Below are 16426 nucleotides of genomic sequence, written 5' to 3'. Positions count from 1 at the left end.
GAAGGTGATTAGTGCTTACAGCCCAGGTCCTTCTCTACCAAAATATGCAATACGTGGTTATCAGCAACTTCGGTGGTGCCGCGCAGGCTTACTTCATCCGTGGAGGTCCAGGCATCGGCTACGGCGGCGGGCAGCAGCACCCGAATGTGGCCCGCCTCGTAGCGCACCGTCAGGGCCGGAGTGGCCGCGTCGCGCTCCAGCCTGTACGTAAGAGAGTCGGCGGTGGCCGGGCCCAGGGGAACTACCGTTTCCAGCCGGCCCTGCTGCCGGAAGGTGGCTACCTCCGGCTCATCCAAGCGCAGGCGCAGTGTGTTGTCTTCGAGGCGGAGCTTCATGGTAGGGTAGGAGGGTAAGCGGGTAGAAGATAGATACTGAGTGTGTCTGTCATCTTGAGCGGAGCGAAGGACCTTGTTACGGGTGCATGGGTCGTTTACATAAGATCCTTCGCTCCGCTCAGCATGATAGACAACTTATACGTCATCAGCCTGCACAATTCGCCAGGGATGAGAATATACGTTGTAGCGGTTCTGGCGCACGAAGCCGCAGAGCGTCATTCCAAAATTGGTGGCGGCGGAAACAGCCAGGGAGCTGGGCGCGCCCACGGCCGCCAGCACCGGAATGCCTGCCACGGCCGCCTTCTGCACCAGCTCAAACGAGGCCCGGCCACTCACCAGCAGCACGGTGTTGTGTAGGGGCAGCAGCTCCTGGAGCAATGCCGCGCCAATCACTTTATCAAGAGCGTTGTGGCGGCCCACGTCTTCGCGCAGCAGCAGCAGCTCGCCCGCCGGGGAGAATAGCGCCGCCGCGTGCAGGCCCCCGGTTTGCTCGAACAGCTCCTGAGCCTGCCGCTGCCGCTCGGGTAGCTGGTGGATGACGCTGGCCGCCACCAGGGGCCCCGCCGGGGGCAGTACCGGACAGGCGGCGGCATGCACTGCCTCAATGCTGGTTTTGCCGCACACGCCGCAGCTGCTGCTGGTGTAAAAGTGGCGCTCCAGCCGGGGCAGGTCGGGCAGGGCGGATGGAGCCAGCTCGGCGCGCACCACGTTTTCGCGCTCCTCCTCCTTTGCCACATCGGGGCAGTAAATAAGGCCCTGCACCTCCTGGCGGCTGCGAATAATGCCCTCCGTAAACAAAAAACCGGCCGCCAACTCAAAGTCGTGGCCCGGAGTGCGCATGGTAATGCTTAGGGTGCGGTGCTCCCGTTGTCCGGCCGGTCCAAAGCCTACCCGAATTTCCAGGGGCTCCTCGGCGGCCAGCACATCAGAGGCTTCGGTGGCGGCAGCGCCCTGTACGCGGCGCACGGTAACGTACTCGTAGCTGGTGGGCGGAAGAAAAACGGGAGCAGACACGGCAACGGTTAAAGAAACAAGGGAAACGCGGGTACCTCTGTACGCCGCCTGGCGCGGACCAGTGGCGGCGTATGAGGTTAACCTTATGGGCCATAAGTAAGTTTGAGCTTGGCATGGCTCCGCCCGAAAGCACTTCGGTCCGGGCGGCCCCTCCCCAGAAGCGGCAGCTTATGTTGCCGGCCACCAGTAGCCTCCTCTGTATGCTTACTCAAGAAGAACGCCAGATATACCGCCGCCACCTGCAGCTACCCGAAATAGGAGAAGCCGGCCAGGAAAAGCTGAAAGCCGCCCGCGTGCTGGTGGTAGGGGCCGGGGGGCTAGGCTGCCCCATCCTGCAGTACCTGGCCGCCGCTGGCGTGGGTACGCTGGGCATCGTAGATGCCGACCAGGTGGACCGCAGCAACTTGCAGCGCCAGATTTTGTATGGCCCCGCTGACCTGGGCCAGCTTAAAGCGGAGGTAGCCGGCCGGGCCGTGCAGCGCATCAATCCGCTGGTGCGCACCGAGGTGTATACCTGCCGGGCCAGGCTGGGCAACGTGCGGGAGCTGGTAAGCAAGTACGATGTAGTGGTAGATGGCTCCGACAATTTCCCCACCCGCTACCTGCTCAATGATGCCTGCGTCAGCTACGGCAAGCCGCTGGTATCGGGGGCCATTTATAAGTTTGAGGGCCAGGTTGCGGTGTTCAATTACCAGGGCGGGCCCACCTACCGCTGCCTGTTTCCGCAGCCACCCTCGGCCGCTGAGGCTCCCAACTGTGAGGCCACCGGGGTGCTGGGCGTGTTGCCCGGGCTGGTAGGTACGGCCCAGGCAACAGAGGCTCTCAAGGTTATTCTGGGCATTGGAGAGGTGCTCAGCGGGCGGCTCTGGCTGTTTGATGCCCTCACCTTTCAGACGCGCACCCTGAAATTTGCCCGCCGCCCCGAGCAAGCCGCCATTAACCTGGATACGGCCAGCACCACCGACTACGCCGACCTGTGCGGGGCGGGCGTCCGGAGTATTTCGGCCGTGGAGCTGCGGGAGCAGCTGATATCGGCCCGGCCGCCCTTTCTGCTGGATGTGCGGGAGCCCCAGGAGTACGCCAGCGGCCACCTGCCCGGTGCCACCCTGCTGCCCCTGAGCGCCCTGGAAAAGGGCGTGGCCAACCTGCCCAAGCAGCACCCGGTAGTTGTGTACTGCCGCTCGGGAAGGCGCAGTACCCAGGCCGTGGAGCGCCTGCAAACCGAGTTTGGCCTGACCAACCTGCTGAACCTGGAAGGCGGGATGCTGGCCTGGGAGGACACGGCAGAAGTGCCGGCGGAAATTGTCTCTTTCGGCTCGGCGGAAAGCCAGTAAACAACGGCCGGCGGGGCCAGTGAAAATCAGCAGCTCGTTCACCAGTTCAGGTTTCGCATAACCAGCCGCTGCGCTTGGCAAAAGCCGTCCGTCTTTTATCTTGAGAAACAAACTACTACTGCCTATACCTCAGGATGATCCATAAAATGCTACGCCTTGGGTTGCTGCTTGTATTTTTGGGAGTGATACCCATGGGTTGCTGCAAGGAGGAACTGCGGGACTACGCCAACGTGCGGGCCATACGCCTGCTGGTGGCGGAGTCAGCCAACGGACCGGCTTTTACCAATGGCACGCGCACTACCGCCGCCCAGGTGCTGGCCAGCGTACGGCTGGAGTATGATTACCTGGCCGCAGCGCCATCGGGGAGCTGGTTTACTGCCGGCGCCCTGGCGTGGCAGTGCGAGGAGCCCGGCCGCAAAGGGTTGAAAGACAAAATAACGGAGGTGTCGTTTACCAGCACCGGGTTGTTTAACGGGGTAGCTGCCGGACAGCCGCTGAATCAGTTTGTGCGTTGCCTGCCGGGTAACAGCCGCTACCAGGGCGTATCTTTCCCGCTGGCTCAGCTAGCCGATTCCCTTAACTCCTGGAAATCGGGGGACTACGCCGAGCTGGACCGCCCCATTGAGTTGGTTGTGAGCCCTAAACCCACGGATAATGCCCAGCAGCAGTTTCGCCTGCGCCTGCGCCTGCACAGCGGGAAAGAAGTAGAGCAGACCACCCCCAGCTTTATCTGGCAGTAAACCCCGGCCTGCCCGTGCGGCCGCCCCTCACCTTATCAGCCTCATGCCCCTTACCGTTACCCCGCTGCCCCGCCCCCGTATTCGCTTCGACCGGAATGAGCTGGCGGGAGCTTTCGGCGACCTGGGTACCGACCTGCCCCTGCTCATCGGCATCATTGCCGCCTCTGGCATGGACAGTGCGGGTGTGCTCATCATGTTTGGGCTGATGCAGGTATTTTCGGGGCTGTGGTACGGGATGCCCATGCCCGTGCAGCCCCTCAAGGCCTTTGCCGCCCTGGTTATTGCCCAAAAAATCCCCGGCCGCGTCATCTTCGGGGGCGGGCTGGCCATTGGGGTGAGTATGCTGCTGCTGTCCGTAACCGGCCTCATTGACGCCCTGGCCCGGCTGGTGCCCAAGCCCGTTATCCGGGGTATTCAGTTTGGGCTGGCCCTGCAGCTGGCCACACTGGCCCTTAAGGAGTATGTGCCCGCCGATGGCCTGGCGGGGTACGTGCTGGCTGCTGCCGCCTTCCTGGTAACGGTGGTGCTGCTGGGCAACCGGCGCTGGCCGGCTGCCCTGGTGGTGCTGGCTCTGGGCGTAAGCTACGGCCTGCTGTTCAAGCTCGATTTTGCCACAGCCCAGCGCGCCATTGGCCTGCACCTGCCCGGCTGGCAGGTGCCCACCTGGCAGAACGTGCAATACGGCGCTATTCTGCTGGCGCTGCCCCAGATTCCGCTTTCCCTGGGCAACTCGGTGCTGGCTACCCGGCAGGTAGTGGAGGACTATTTTCCGGAGCGGCCCCTCACGGTGCGGCAAATCAGCTTCACCTACGGCCTCATGAACCTGATAAACCCCTTTCTGGGCGGGTTTCCGGTCTGCCACGGCTCGGGTGGTATGGTGGGGCACTATACGTTTGGGGGGCGTACGGGCGGCTCGGTGGTGCTGTATGGGGGGCTGTTTCTGGTGCTGGGCCTGGGGTTCAGCCAGGGCTTTCAGCAGGTAGTGCAGATTTTTCCCTTGCCCATTCTGGGGGTACTGCTGCTGTTTGAGGCCCTCACGCTGGCTACCCTGCTGCGCGATATTGCCGGTTCCCGCACCGAATTATTACTAACACTATTGGTAGGAGTATTATGCAGTGGGCTGCCGTATGGGTACCTTGTGGGCCTGTTGGTGGGTACGGCCCTGTACTACGCCATGCGGCGGGGCTGGGTAGGCCTCGGGAAATAACAGCGTATGGAAGAACGAATACTTTGTCAGGCGTGGAAAACCGTGCGCATTGAGGCTGGCCCCCAGCCGTTCCAGGGCTACTGGAGCATGGGCGAAGGCGTGGTATTCGACTTCAGCCACCTCAATCAACCCACCGAAGTTGTAGCGGCTGCCCACTGGGTAAAGCAGGCCGGCAGAATTGTGCACCCCGGCAACGAGTCATCCTTGTATCTGCTCATCAAAACCCTCTCCGACCAGCACCTCACCCTGGAGCTGCACATGGTGTACTCCGGCGAGGCCCGGCACACGCTAACCCTGCACCTGGTGCCAGCGGAGACATTAGAAGTAAAGAGCCGGAAGGTAGAAGTGTAGTAGTGCTAGCGTGCTGAGCTGCGGAATACAATTCTCGCTTCCGGCTTCTGCCCTCCCTGCTAATCAGGCTGTGAAGGCACGTACTCCGGGGAGGCTGATGTAGTGGCCGGGCGGCCCAGGCGGTAGATAACCGACAGCACCACGTTGTTTTTGGCCAGAGTGGTTTGGGGGGTAAACACGTTCTGACGGTAGCTGGCGGGCGTGTAATTCGCCTGGTTCAGCCAGCCGGCCTGCATTGTCCAGTGCTTGTCGAACTGATAGCCCAGACCCGCGTACAGGCGGTTCCGCTCAAAATAGGGCCCCCGGGGATTAAAAAACACCTCGTCGTACACCGACAAGAAAACCGTTTTATCGGTGAAAGTAGGCTGGTTGAGCGGCAAAAACGTGTTGAAGCGGTAGCGCATGCGCGTGCGGTAGCGGGAGAAGCCCGTGGGCACCACATTGTCGCGGAAGCGGTACCAGCGCTCCTCCATGCGGTAGCGGTGCTCCAGCTTGAGGCGGGCGGCAAACTGCGTGAGCGTGAGCTGCTGCCAGAGGCGCTTTTCCACGTTGAGGGGGCCGGCGCTCAGGTCGCGGTAGTCAGCGGTGGAGTAGCGGCCGCCGGCCAGCATCAGGGTGAAGTTTTTGGCCACGTCGTAGCTCACGCCACCTTTCAGCTCGGTATAGAAATACTGGCGGAACAGGCTGTTGGAGCGGGTTTGTACTTCCGCGTAGCCGCCCCAGTGTTTCGGTCCGCCCGGCAGCACCACCGTGGCAACGTGCCAGGTACCCGTTTTCGGGTCAGGAATGGCATTCGTCTGGGCCCGGGCGGCAATAGGCAGCAGCAGGGACGGAAGCAGCAGACAAGAACTGGAAAGCAAACGGGAGGGGAAGGGCAGCATCAGAAGCCGAAGGTAAATATCCTGGCTTCCTCTGCCCAACGCTATCCGCGCCCCGGCCTCTGTTTCTCAGCCACCCGGGAGGCCCGCCCGTGGCTACCTGCTCACCTACAGGCCCACCAGAATCCGGCGCAGGGCTTGCTGGTAGGCTGGATTATCGGTCAGGCCGTTGTGGCCTGCCCCGGGCAGGGCAATAAACTCATCCTGGGGTTTCAGCGCCGCCTTCAGGTGCTGGGTTGATTGAGGGCTGATAACCTCGTCCTGGCTGCCGTGGAAGATGACGATGGGCGCCTGCACCTGCGGCAGCACCTCATCGGTGGCTAACGGGTAGCGCACAACGAAACCCGGAACCCAGGGGTAGTGCTGCCGGGACATAGCGCGCATGCTGGCATAGGGTGCCTGCAGAATCAGGCGTTGCGGGTGGTGCCGGGCCGCCAGCCACGCCGCCGGCCCCGTGCCCAGTGAATAGCCCAATAGGATCATACGGTTTTCGGGAAACTCGCGCGCAAGCTGCTGGTAAGCCGTGTCCACATCGGTGAGCAGCTGCGCCTGGCTGCTGATGCGGCCCCCACTTTTGCCGTAGCCCCGGTAATCGAGCAGGAACACCGAGTAGCCCAGCCGGGTGTAGGTGGCCGCCACTTCGCCCCAGCTATCCAGCGCCCCGCCGTTGCCGTGCAAGTAAAAGATGAGGCCCCGAGCCGAATCGGCTGGGAACAGCAGGCCGTGGAGGCGGGTGCCATCGGCCGCCGGAATCCACCGCTCCTCAAACCGATTGGTAAACCGGAAACGATAGTCAGCGGGAAGCTTGGTGGGAAAGAACAATAGCCGCTCCTGCTGAAAATACAGCAGCACGCACACTGCCACGTACAGCATCATCCCCAAACCCAGTATCCAGAATAGGATCTTCATGTTGGGTCAAGGATACATAAACCAAGGGCTTACTTCTGCTCTTTCCTTGCAAAAAAGGTAGAATCCCGCAAGAAGGTAACCCTTCGATTCAGACGTTGCTTTCTGTTGCCACGGGATAGGTAACGCAAACGAAGCCGAATGGTATGCGAGCTTGGGGTAGAAGCTTTGCGTTTAACTGAACCCGTAACAGCAGGAAAATCATACCCAAACATCCCGCCGCCAAAAGTGTAGCCGCGCAGCGTAATCCGGCTATCGGGCAGGGTGATACGGGTACCGATAGGTAGCACATTAATTGATGGGACGGTCAGCCAGAAGCTCGTGACATGCATGGAATGAGCAACCCTCGGCTGGTTGGTTTTAACGCTGTATTGTAAAATTGTATGACTGCCCCGTACAATAGTTTCCTCGCCCTGCAGCGCCGCACTATCCACGTAAGTTGCCTTCCTGAAAGTGCGATTGGTTGTTAATCGGCGCATTGGCTGGCAGCCGAGCAATGTGTTAGCTATCAACAAGCTAATTATCCAAGGTAAAGCTCTCATCTTGAGGTGAGAATACAGGTGTTATCTTATCAAAACGACGTCTGCACATAGGGCCACACGAAATAAAGTGCCGCCCCCTGCAGCAGCGTCAGCAGCAGCGACTCGCGGGCGGGGCTGCTGCTGGCCCTTTGGGTAGGCTTGTTGTGCAGCGGCTTGTCGTATGACTACCTGATCGGCTTGGTGGTGGGTACGGGGCTGCATTACGCCATGCGTCAGGGCTGGGTGGGGCTGGGGAAAAGCTGAGGTTTGTAGTACAACTCCAACTTTCGGAGGCTCGGTAAGCGCCTGAGGTTCACGGATAGTGTATCGAGGCCCGTACCTTTTATATTGAGCTCCTGCAGTTTCCGAAGCTGGTATACCGCTGCCGGGAGCGAATCCAACGGATTGTATTTTAAGCTTACTCTTCGCAGGTGTGGCAGGGCCGTCAGCGCATCTATATTATGTACCCTGTTGGCTCGCTCATTACGTTGGTTTCCCACATCCATGACCTCCAGATTCTGGAGCTGTCTGGTGCTGAGCGGGAGGCGGCGGATATTGGCGTTGCCCAAGTGTAATTCCCGCAAATTCGCCAAGGCGTTTACGGCTTCTGGGTACTGCGTCAATTGATTGCTGCTGAGGTTTAGCACCCTTAGTCTTTCCATTTGCCGGATTGATGGCGGAATGCTATCCAGCCAGTTGCGCTCCAGATTTAGCTCCTCTAGGCTATCCAGCTGGTACAAGTCGGTTGGGAACTGCGTGAGACGGTTGTAGCTTAAATTCAGCTTCTTCAAGCGCTTCAGCTTTGTGAACCCGGGAGGAAGGGCCGGCAAGTAACTGGCCTCCAAACTCAACTCTTCCAGATTATACAACTCTCCAAGTCGCGCATACAATGTGTCATAGCTATCCTCCCCGTTAAACTCTCTGTAACGGTAGGCATAGGAATCCAGGTCCAGTGACTTTACTTTGCCTGCTTCCTTTAGCGCTAAACGTAGGTTGTTGTACCGGCCCTGATAATCTTGGCGTGTCCGGTTGAAGTAAGTAGAATCTATCCGGAAGCTAACAGTTCCCTTCAAAACTGGACTAGGTAGCTTGTACTTATCCGGATAGTGTAAATCGAACTGAAAGAGAGGCTGCGTAGTCGAAGTATTCAATCGGATAACAGTACCTGAGATGTTGCTGTATAGCGTATTACTATTATAGCCAGTAACTGTGAAGTTGGTATTCGGCACTGACATGAGTTGCCCTACAGGAAGGTTTTTTAGCTGAGTACAACGCAGAAAAATATTCTCTTCATAGTTTCTAAAACCCACATGCTGACGGTAGCGGGTACTTATGGTAGATGACTTTATGGTGTAATGCAACACCTCAAAGCGGCCAGTATCCAGTTCTGTACCGCCCAGTACATCCGCATGGAGCAGGTAGGTAGCTGTTGTGGCAGTCTGTGTAGTGCTTTGAGGAGGATGCATGGCGCGTACATACACCCGCTTCAGCGGTTTACAGCTTGATACTAGCAGCAGACTCACCACCGCCAGCCAGATGGCTCGTTGCCAATAATGCATAACGGGTAGTTTCAGGTGATGGACTAATTGCGCAAATTCTTCGCCCTAATCTACTACATCCTACACCCCTGCCAACTTACCGGAAACGTCCGCGTGGCCTGCTAAAACGCCGCCTGCAAATAAGGCCACGCAAAATACAGCGTCGCCCCCTGCAGCAGCGTCAGCAGCAGCGTGATGCTCCAGAATGCCGCTTTGCGGTTTTTATGGTGCAGCAGCAGTATTGCCACCCACGCGCCGGGTGCCGCGCCCGGTAGCGTAGCAAAATGCAGCGTTTTTTCGGCAATGCGCCGCTGGCCGCGCTGGGCTTTGCGTTTGTCTAGGGCGAAAAGCAGAAAGCACAGCAGGTTGAAAAACAACAGACAACTCAGGAACATGGTCATGGTGTGGGCGGCCGGGAATGTGGCAGTACGGGCCAAGGATACGGGCTTTCGTGGTGTAATCATCCTCACTAAGCCGGCTTACGTTCCAGCACCTCGTCAATCAGGCCGTACTCGCGGGCTTCGTCGGCGCGCATCCAGTAGTCCCGGTCGGAGTCGTGGTGGATTTGCTCGTAGGTTTTGCCGGTGCGGGCCGCGTAAATTTCGTACAGCTCCCGGCGCAGCTTGATAATCTCCCGGGCGGTAATTTCGATGTCGGCCGAAGGGCCCTGGGCCCCGCCCGAGGGCTGGTGAATCATGACGCGGGCGTGGGGTAGGGCCGAGCGTTTGCCCAGCGCGCCGCCGTTCAGCAGAAACGCCCCCATGGAGGCCGCCAGCCCGGTGCAAATGGTGGCCACATCGGGCCGCACGTACTGCATGGTGTCGAAAATACCAAAGCCCGCGTACACCGAGCCGCCCGGCGAATTCACGTACAGTAGAATATCCTTTCGGGCATCCACGGATTCCAAAAACAGCAGCTGGGCGGTAATAATGTTGGCAATCTGGTCGTCCACGGCCGTGCCCAGAAACACAATCCGGTCCATAATCAGGCGCGAAAACACGTCGATTTCAGCGAAGCGCGTGGGGCGCTCCTCAATAACGGAGCGCGTCATGCCCATGACCTGGGGCCAGGCCTGAGCCTGGGCCCGCTGCACGTATTGGTCGACGGCCAGCCCGTTGAGGCCCCGGCCGTGCACGGCAAATTTGCGAAACTCGGAAGTGGTCAGCATAGCAGGTAGAGAGTAAAAGTGAAGAGCAGCAGAAAAATTGGGCATGCGCGTGCCAGGGCGCCGCGCAATGCGGGGCCGGATGCCTGAGGAAGAAGCAGTTGGAGAAGGAAAGGGCTAGGCCCGGCGCCAGAGGCGGCGCAGCTGGTGCAGGTAATTAGTGCCGGCTTGTAGCCAGCCACGGCGCCGGTACAGCCGCTGATGAATCTGGTGCAGCTCCTGGCGTAGTTGCTGCTGCCCGGCCCGGTACACGCCCTGGTATAGCTGGCGCTGCAACTCGGTGTCCGCTTCCAGGTCGGCATCGAGCAGTTGCAGCAGCGGCCACTCGGGGGCCGGAGCGGCGCCCAGCAGGTGCCGTTCAATGTGATGCAAGCGTTCCAGTTCCGGGCGCATCATCAGGAGGTAAAGGCGTTGCGGAATACAGGGCGCACCGCGTTGCGCAGCCGCTCCAGGCACTTGAACTTTTGCACCGTGGCCGACCGGATGCTGCCGTACTGGTGCTCGGCCGCAATCTGCTCCAGGGGCTGCTGGAAGTAGTAGAATGACACCAGCATACGCCGGCACTTGGTGGTTAGCTGGGCCAGGTGCTGCAACACCATGTCCGTTACATCCGGCGGGGCGGCGTCGGTTGCGGCGGTGTCCGGGAGCTGGGTGTGGTCGTCGGAGAGGGGCGTGGCGGGCTGGCGGCTGCGGCGGCTGAGTTCCTGTTTCCAGAGGTTGCGGCTCACGCTGAACAGGTAAGTGCTGGCCGAGGCCGTGAGTGTCAGCCTGCCGCTTACGGCCTGCTCGTACAAGACCACCACCGCGTCCTGAAATACATCCTTGGCATCCTGCGCCGAGCCGCCCCGCTGCTGCACGTAGCGGCGCAGCATGGGGAAGGTGTGGGCATAGAGCTGGGTGAGGGTCTGCTCCCGGTTGGCGCGCAGGGCCGCAGCCAGCTCGGCGGCCGGCGCAGGAGGGGCAGATAGGGTAGCGGAGCTGTTCATAACAACGGATGATATACCAGTTAATCCGCGTTAGAGGCAAGTATCACCGGCTCCCGGCAAAAAAACTTTGTCCGGTTACCCCCCAATCGTGCTCATCGACTCGAAGCTGAGCTGGTGCAACGGGCGCTGGCTCTCGGCTTCAAAGCCGTTGGCGGCGCGGTTGCGGAAGGCCGCTTTCAGGGCCTCGGCTAGTTGCTCATCCGTGGAGCCCCCGCGCAGCAGGGCCCGGATATCAAGTACGCCCTGGTCGTAGAGGCAGGTTTTGAGGCCGCCCTCGGCCGTGAGCCGGATGCGGTTGCAGGTGCCGCAAAACGTGCGGGAGTAAGCGGCAATGATGCCCAGGCGGCCCTGGTGGCCGGCTACGGTGTAATGCGAGGCGGTGTCGCCGGAGCGGGCTGGCACAGGCGTCAGCTCGCCCAGGTTCAGCGCCAGATGCTCCCGGATGCGGTGGTGGTTCCAGGGCAGAACGGCCGCAGCGTGGCTGCCCCCATTGAAAGGCATCTCCTCAATGAAGCGCACATCCACGGGCAGGTCGCGGGTTAGCTCAGCCAGGGGCAGCAGGTCCTGGGTGTTCTGCCCATCCATCACCACCGCGTTGATTTTCACCCGAATACCGGCGGCCAGCAGGGCATACAGCGTATCAAGTACCCGGGGCAGCTCGTCGCGGCGGGTGATGCTGGCAAACCGGGCCCGGTCCAGAGTATCGAGGCTTAGGTTCACGGCCTTTACGCCCATGCGGGCCAGCTCCGGTACGTGGGGCGCAGTGAGCACGCCGTTGGTGGTCATGGTCAGTTCCTCAATGCCCGAAATCTGGCTGAGGCGGTCCATAAACGGCACCAAGTCGCGGCGCACGAATGGCTCGCCGCCCGTGAGGCGCACTTTGCGCACACCCAGGCCCGCCAGTACGGCTACCAGCCGCTCCATTTCCTCGTAGGTCAGCAGCTCCTGCTTGGGCAGGTACTTGATGCCTTCCTCGGGCATACAGTAAAAGCAGCGCAGGTTGCAGCGGTCCGTAACGGCCAGCCGGAGGTATTCCAGGGGGCGGCCGTGGTTATCGAACAGGACGGAGGGTACGGCAACGGGCATAAACAACAGGACGAAATAACGGCAGCGCCAGCGCAACCAAACAAACAACGTAAATCAGGCTTTTCCGTTCGGGTAAACTGCTACGGCCCGCCGCTGGTTGGCGGCCGGTGCCCGATCTTACAGCTCGCCTGTCCGGTCCGGCGCCTTTTCCTGAACGAGAACTACTAGATAACCAATGAATCTGAAAATTGCTTTGTTTGGCATTGCCCGCGAAATCGTGGGGCAGCCCACGCTGGAAGTAGCCGCTCCGCAGGGCCAGTCGGCTGGAGGGCTGCTGCGGGAGCTGCACGTCCGCTACCCCGAGCTGGCCCGCCTCAGCAGCCTAGCCGTAGCCGTCAACAACGAGTACGCCGCTGATGACACCCTACTGCAGGAGCGCGACGAAATAGCCCTGATTCCGCCCGTAAGCGGCGGGTAATTTCAGTTGCCTGTTGCCTGTTATCAGTCTTCAAACATTACCGCCCGTCATGCTGAGCGCAGTCGAAGCATCTCTACCGCTTCGTCCTCACGATTTGCGGTAGAGATGCTTCGACTGCGCTCAGCATGACGTTCTTTTCTCCTCACTTCCTCTCCTTCCTTTCCTTGATTCACATCGACCTCACCGACCAGCCCATCGACGTAATGGCCGCCCTGCAAAGCGTGGAGGCCGACGGGGCCGGAGCCATTAATACGTTTATCGGGACGGTGCGTAACCGGAGCACCGGCCGCGCCGTGGTGCGCCTGGAGTACGAGGCCTACGACAGCATGGCCCTGCACCAGCTGCGCAAAGTAGCCGAGCAGGCCACCGAGCAGTGGCCCATGCTGCAGCGCGTAACTGTGGTACACCGCAAAGGCACCCTGCACATCGGCGACGTGGCGGTGGTGGTGGCCGTTTCGACCCCGCACCGGGCCGAGAGCTTTGCCGCCTGCCAGTACATCATTGACACCCTGAAACAGGTAGTCACTATCTGGAAAAAGGAGTTTTACGAGGACGGCGACGTGTGGGTAGCCGCCCACCCGTAAAGTAGCGCGCAGCTTGGCTTTGCGCACGAGCCGCAGGCGAGTATCCTCGCGAATGGCGCACTACACGCCTGCCACTCGCTCTGCTCGTGCGCGAAGCGGAGCTGCGTGCTACTCCAGCTCCTGTCGTACCTGCGCGGCTTCCTCGGGCGTGTTCACGTTGCGCAGCTCCTGGGGAGCGGGGGCGGGTAGCACAGCTACGTCAGAATTGATGAGGGTTTTGCGGGGGCAGCTGTAGCCCAGGCTCAGGAAGCGTAGCAGTTGCGGGTAGCTGGCCGGCTCCCAGATGGTAATCAGCGGCTCGGGCCACTCGGTTGAGGGGCTTTGGAAGGCCGTGGCCAGTCGGGCCGGTTGGCGGTGCTGCACGAGGTGGGCCAGGGTGGTTTCGGACAGAAACGGCAGGTCGCAGGCCACTACCAGCCAGGCGGCGTTGGGGTCGAGGCGCAGGGCCGAGAGGATGCCGCTGAGCGGACCCAGATCGGCGAAGGTGTCGGGCAGGGGGCGCAGGCCGGCGTATTCCAGCTCCACCACCTGGTCGGGGCGGCAGGATACGTGTACGTCTTGGCAGAAGGGGGCCAGCAACTCGGCGGCGTAGGCGCGCTGCTCCTGGCCGTGGTACTGCAGTTTGCCTTTGTCCTGCCCCATACGCTGGCTGCGGCCCCCAGCCAGCACCAGGCCCCGCAGCAGCGGCGCGGCTTGGTGCCATTCGTCCAGAATCAGTTGGGCAATGGAGGAGGTATCATGCAGCGGCAGCATCGGCACCTTGGCTTCACCCAAATGCGCCTGCAAGTAAGTGGGTACCTCCGTCACGCCTTCGGGCAGCAGCAGGGCCCGCACGTTGGTGAGGCGGTCCAGCTTCTTTTCCACGGGCTTGGCAGGGTCCAGAATCACCAGCTGCCGGGCGGCCCGGAAATGGTTGCCGTTCGCCAGCACCAGGTTCTGGTGCTGCAGCAGCTCGGGCTGGCTGAACCGGTCGAGGGGCCGCTTCACGTCGAGTCGGGTGAAGGTGATTTTGTCGGTCAGCTCGGCGGTGGCACCGGCCTGCAGGATGGCGTCCTGGCCGCCGCTGCCACCCTGGGCTGCGTCGTTGCCGGCAGCGTGGTCGGCGTCTATGTAGGCTACGCGCAGGGTATCGGCCAGCAGCGGCGTCAGGCGGGCCGCCAGCTCCTTGATGCGGCCGCAGGGTGCGCCCAGAATGGCTAGCTCGTGGCGGCCGAATTCCCCCATATGGGGGCGGGCCAACTGAGCGTGCTTGCTGCGGGGTTTGTCGGCGGGGGCGTTATCCGGCATGGTGGAAGTCCTGTTTGCCGCCGGTTTTGCTAATGAGGCGGGTTTCCTGAATGAGAATGTCGTGCGAGAGGGCCTTGCACATGTCGTAGATGGTAAGGGCCGCCACCGAGGCCCCGGTGAGGGCCTCCATTTCCACCCCGGTTTTGCCCGTCACGGTGGCCGTGCACTCAATCAGCACGGCATCGGGGCCATCCACCTCAACAGTTACCTGGCAGTTATCCAGGCCCAGCGGGTGGCAGAGCGGAATCAGCTCCGAGGTACGCTTGGCCCCCATAATACCAGCCAATATAGCCGTCTGAAACACGGGGCCCTTGCGGGTGGGCAGGTCGCCTTCCCGTACCAGGGCTATGATGTCGGGGCCGAGTACCACCCGGCTACGGGCCCGCGCCACGCGGCGGGTCGGTTGTTTGGCACCCACGTCCACCATGGCCGGCTGGCCGGCATCGTTGAGGTGGGTAAGTTTAGCGGAGTCGGACATACACGGTAGCGTAAGCTGTAGCTTGCGCCGGTTGCGGAAGGTGAAGAATAAGCAGGCTGTACGAAGGTACCAGCTAATGTAGAGACGCGACACTTCGCGTCTTATCGTTGCTGACGTTGGAGCGGTGCAGGAAGTTGTCTGGCTACGTATGAACGTCATACTTCGGCTGCGCCTCTGCATGACGTGTAGCGGCTTCTGCATCAGGTTCGTTTCATAGACGCAGTTTCAGATCATCAACGCGCCGAGACGCGAAGTGTCGCGTCTCGGCTACAGCGGCCACTTCTCATCCAAACAACCAGCGCCCACACCCGTTGGTTAAGGCGCAAGCTACTGCTTGCCCTACATTCGTACCTATGATTTCAGTTGACGAAGCAACCCGGCTGGTGGCATCCACCGTGCAGCCGCTGCCCTCCGAGTACCTCTCGCTGCCACTGGCCGCCGGCCGCATCCTGCGCGAAGACCTGCGCGCCGACCGGGACTTTCCGCCCTTCAACCGGGTAGCCATGGATGGTATGGCCCTACGCTACGCGGCGCTGGCAGCGGGCCAAACGGAGTTTCGCATCGAAAGCACCCAGTTTGCGGGGCAGCCGCCCGTGCCGGCGCAGGATGCCGCTGCTGCCGTAGAAATCATGACCGGAGCTGCTCTGCCTTCCAACCTTGATACGGTAATTCGTTACGAAGACCTCACGTTCCGCACCGATGACGCCGGCCAGCGCTGGGGCACGGTGCAGGTACCCGCACCCCACGCAGGCCACAACGTACACACCCAAGCCGCCGACCGCCACCGGGGCGACCTGCTGGTGCCCGCCGGCACCCGCCTGGAGCCCGCCGAAATGGCGGTAGCCGCCACGGTGGGAGCCGCTACCGTGGCCGTGGCCCGCCGGCCCCGGGTGGCCGTGGTGAGTACCGGCGACGAGCTAGTGCCCATCACCGAGCAGCCCCAGGCCCACCAAATCCGGCGCTCCAACGCCCTGATGCTGCAAGCTGCCGCCTGGCAGGCCGGAGCTGAGGCCGAGGCATTTCACTTCGACGATGACCCCGCTGCGTTGCGCCAGGGGCTGCCCGCTCTGCTGACCGGGTTTGATGCCGTAGTGCTGAGTGGGGGGGTATCGAAGGGGAAGGCTGATTTCCTGCCCGAAACCCTGCGGGTGCTGGGCGTAGAGCAGCTGTTTCACGAAGTAGGGCAGCGGCCCGGTAAGCCGTTCTGGTTCGGCCGGCAGTCCGGCGGCGCCGTAGTGTTTGCCTTGCCCGGCAACCCCGTGTCCACGTTTGTGAACTTCTACCGCTACGCCCGGCCCTGGCTGCTGGCCGCGCAGCAGCCTGAAGGCACCAATTTCGGCAGTGTGGCGTTGGGCGGCCCCGTTCCGGCCGTGCTTACCGAAGATGTAGTATTTAAACCGCGCATCACGCACTTCAAGCTGGTAAGCCTGGGCCCCGGCCCCGACGGCCGCCTGCTGGCCACGCCCGAACGGGCTGGCGGCTCCGGCGACATGGCCAGTCTGCTCACCTCCGCCGGCTTTCTGGAGCTGCCCCCGGAGCAGGAGCTTTTCCCGGCCGGCACGGTGCTGCGGGTGTGGCGGTTCCGGCAATGAGCAAGC

At 61.4% G+C, this 16426-nt stretch carries 20 protein-coding genes; 7 read left to right on the top strand and 13 right to left on the bottom strand.

What is annotated here, in order from left to right; all coding sequences use genetic code 11:
- Positions 1–8: 8 nt before the first annotated feature.
- Together EI290_RS02120 and fdhD are read right to left on the bottom strand one after the other, a co-directional pair.
- Positions 9–335, bottom strand: a complete 327-nt coding sequence (locus tag EI290_RS02120; protein ID WP_125426232.1) for a DUF7009 family protein — start codon at positions 333–335, stop codon at positions 9–11.
- Between the two features lie 135 nt (positions 336–470).
- Positions 471–1349 (bottom strand): formate dehydrogenase accessory sulfurtransferase FdhD, encoded by an 879-nt coding sequence (gene fdhD / locus EI290_RS02115; RefSeq protein ID WP_185816804.1) that lies wholly within the window; start codon positions 1347–1349, stop codon positions 471–473.
- A gap of 200 nt (positions 1350–1549) precedes the next feature.
- Between fdhD and moeB the strand changes: the two genes are divergently transcribed.
- The 4 genes from moeB to EI290_RS02095 all read left to right on the top strand — a co-directional run bounded on the left by moeB (position 1550) and on the right by EI290_RS02095 (position 4981).
- Positions 1550–2683, top strand: a complete 1134-nt coding sequence (moeB, locus tag EI290_RS02110; protein WP_125426227.1) for a molybdopterin-synthase adenylyltransferase MoeB — start codon at positions 1550–1552, stop codon at positions 2681–2683.
- Positions 2684–2874: 191 nt separating this feature from the next.
- Positions 2875–3423: a hypothetical protein gene (locus tag EI290_RS02105; RefSeq protein ID WP_125426224.1), complete on the top strand. Its 549-nt coding sequence runs from the start codon at positions 2875–2877 to the stop codon at positions 3421–3423.
- A gap of 43 nt (positions 3424–3466) precedes the next feature.
- Entirely contained in the window at positions 3467–4630 is a 1164-nt protein-coding gene (locus EI290_RS02100) for a putative sulfate/molybdate transporter (protein WP_125426222.1), read from the top strand.
- Between the two features lie 6 nt (positions 4631–4636).
- Positions 4637–4981 carry a hypothetical protein gene (locus EI290_RS02095; RefSeq protein ID WP_125426219.1) on the top strand — a complete coding sequence of 115 codons (345 nt, stop codon included), beginning with the start codon at positions 4637–4639 and terminating at the stop codon, positions 4979–4981.
- A gap of 59 nt (positions 4982–5040) precedes the next feature.
- On the opposite strand, the gene EI290_RS02090 is transcribed toward EI290_RS02095, so the two are convergent.
- From EI290_RS02090 to moaA, 9 genes are all read right to left on the bottom strand, one after another.
- A complete protein-coding gene (locus EI290_RS02090; RefSeq protein WP_246008823.1) occupies positions 5041–5841 on the bottom strand; it encodes a DUF2490 domain-containing protein in 801 nt (266 codons plus the stop codon).
- A gap of 126 nt (positions 5842–5967) precedes the next feature.
- Positions 5968–6768: an alpha/beta hydrolase gene (locus EI290_RS02085; RefSeq protein ID WP_125426213.1), complete on the bottom strand. Its 801-nt coding sequence runs from the start codon at positions 6766–6768 to the stop codon at positions 5968–5970.
- Positions 6769–6797: 29 nt separating this feature from the next.
- A complete protein-coding gene (locus EI290_RS02080; protein WP_125426211.1) occupies positions 6798–7307 on the bottom strand; it encodes a hypothetical protein in 510 nt (169 codons plus the stop codon).
- A 212-nt stretch (positions 7308–7519) separates the two neighbouring features.
- Entirely contained in the window at positions 7520–8845 is a 1326-nt protein-coding gene (locus EI290_RS02075) for a leucine-rich repeat domain-containing protein (protein ID WP_125426208.1), read from the bottom strand.
- A 101-nt stretch (positions 8846–8946) separates the two neighbouring features.
- On the bottom strand, positions 8947–9288 hold the full coding sequence (locus tag EI290_RS02070; RefSeq protein WP_125426205.1) for a DUF1294 domain-containing protein: 342 nt from the start codon (positions 9286–9288) through the stop codon (positions 8947–8949).
- A 5-nt stretch (positions 9289–9293) separates the two neighbouring features.
- Complete coding sequence (locus EI290_RS02065) at positions 9294–9992, bottom strand: ATP-dependent Clp protease proteolytic subunit (RefSeq protein ID WP_125426202.1); 699 nt, start codon at positions 9990–9992, stop codon at positions 9294–9296.
- 114 nt (positions 9993–10106) lie between these two features.
- Complete coding sequence (locus EI290_RS02060; protein ID WP_125426199.1) at positions 10107–10385, bottom strand: hypothetical protein; 279 nt, start codon at positions 10383–10385, stop codon at positions 10107–10109.
- Positions 10385–10975: an RNA polymerase sigma factor gene (locus EI290_RS02055; RefSeq protein WP_125426196.1), complete on the bottom strand. Its 591-nt coding sequence runs from the start codon at positions 10973–10975 to the stop codon at positions 10385–10387. Before EI290_RS02055 ends, EI290_RS02060 begins: the two co-directional genes overlap by 1 nt.
- Positions 10976–11050: 75 nt before the next feature.
- The gene (moaA, locus tag EI290_RS02050; RefSeq protein ID WP_125426193.1) at positions 11051–12061 is read right to left on the bottom strand and encodes a GTP 3',8-cyclase MoaA; all 1011 of its coding nucleotides are present in this window, start codon (positions 12059–12061) and stop codon (positions 11051–11053) included.
- 175 nt (positions 12062–12236) lie between these two features.
- Here moaA and moaD point away from each other — a divergent pair, with 175 nt between their 5' ends.
- Both moaD and EI290_RS02040 read left to right on the top strand, forming a co-directional pair.
- Positions 12237–12479 carry a molybdopterin converting factor subunit 1 gene (moaD, locus tag EI290_RS02045; protein ID WP_125426190.1) on the top strand — a complete coding sequence of 81 codons (243 nt, stop codon included), beginning with the start codon at positions 12237–12239 and terminating at the stop codon, positions 12477–12479.
- A 125-nt stretch (positions 12480–12604) separates the two neighbouring features.
- The gene (locus EI290_RS02040; RefSeq protein ID WP_246008822.1) at positions 12605–13063 is read left to right on the top strand and encodes a molybdenum cofactor biosynthesis protein MoaE; all 459 of its coding nucleotides are present in this window, start codon (positions 12605–12607) and stop codon (positions 13061–13063) included.
- 108 nt (positions 13064–13171) lie between these two features.
- On the opposite strand, the gene EI290_RS22670 is transcribed toward EI290_RS02040, so the two are convergent.
- A complete protein-coding gene (locus tag EI290_RS22670) occupies positions 13172–14350 on the bottom strand; it encodes an NTP transferase domain-containing protein (protein WP_246008821.1) in 1179 nt (392 codons plus the stop codon).
- Positions 14340–14828 carry a cyclic pyranopterin monophosphate synthase MoaC gene (gene moaC / locus EI290_RS02030; RefSeq protein ID WP_125426184.1) on the bottom strand — a complete coding sequence of 163 codons (489 nt, stop codon included), beginning with the start codon at positions 14826–14828 and terminating at the stop codon, positions 14340–14342. Before moaC ends, EI290_RS22670 begins: the two co-directional genes overlap by 11 nt.
- 353 nt (positions 14829–15181) lie before the next feature.
- Between moaC and EI290_RS02025 the strand changes: the two genes are divergently transcribed.
- Entirely contained in the window at positions 15182–16420 is a 1239-nt protein-coding gene (locus tag EI290_RS02025; RefSeq protein ID WP_125426181.1) for a molybdopterin molybdotransferase MoeA, read from the top strand.
- Positions 16421–16426: the final 6 nt, after the last annotated feature.

This window comes from Hymenobacter metallilatus (genome assembly GCF_003944705.1).
Lineage (GTDB): Bacteria > Bacteroidota > Bacteroidia > Cytophagales > Hymenobacteraceae > Hymenobacter > Hymenobacter metallilatus.
The sequence above is the reverse complement of the archived record's forward strand: the minus strand, read 5'-3'. Positions and strand labels throughout refer to the sequence as shown.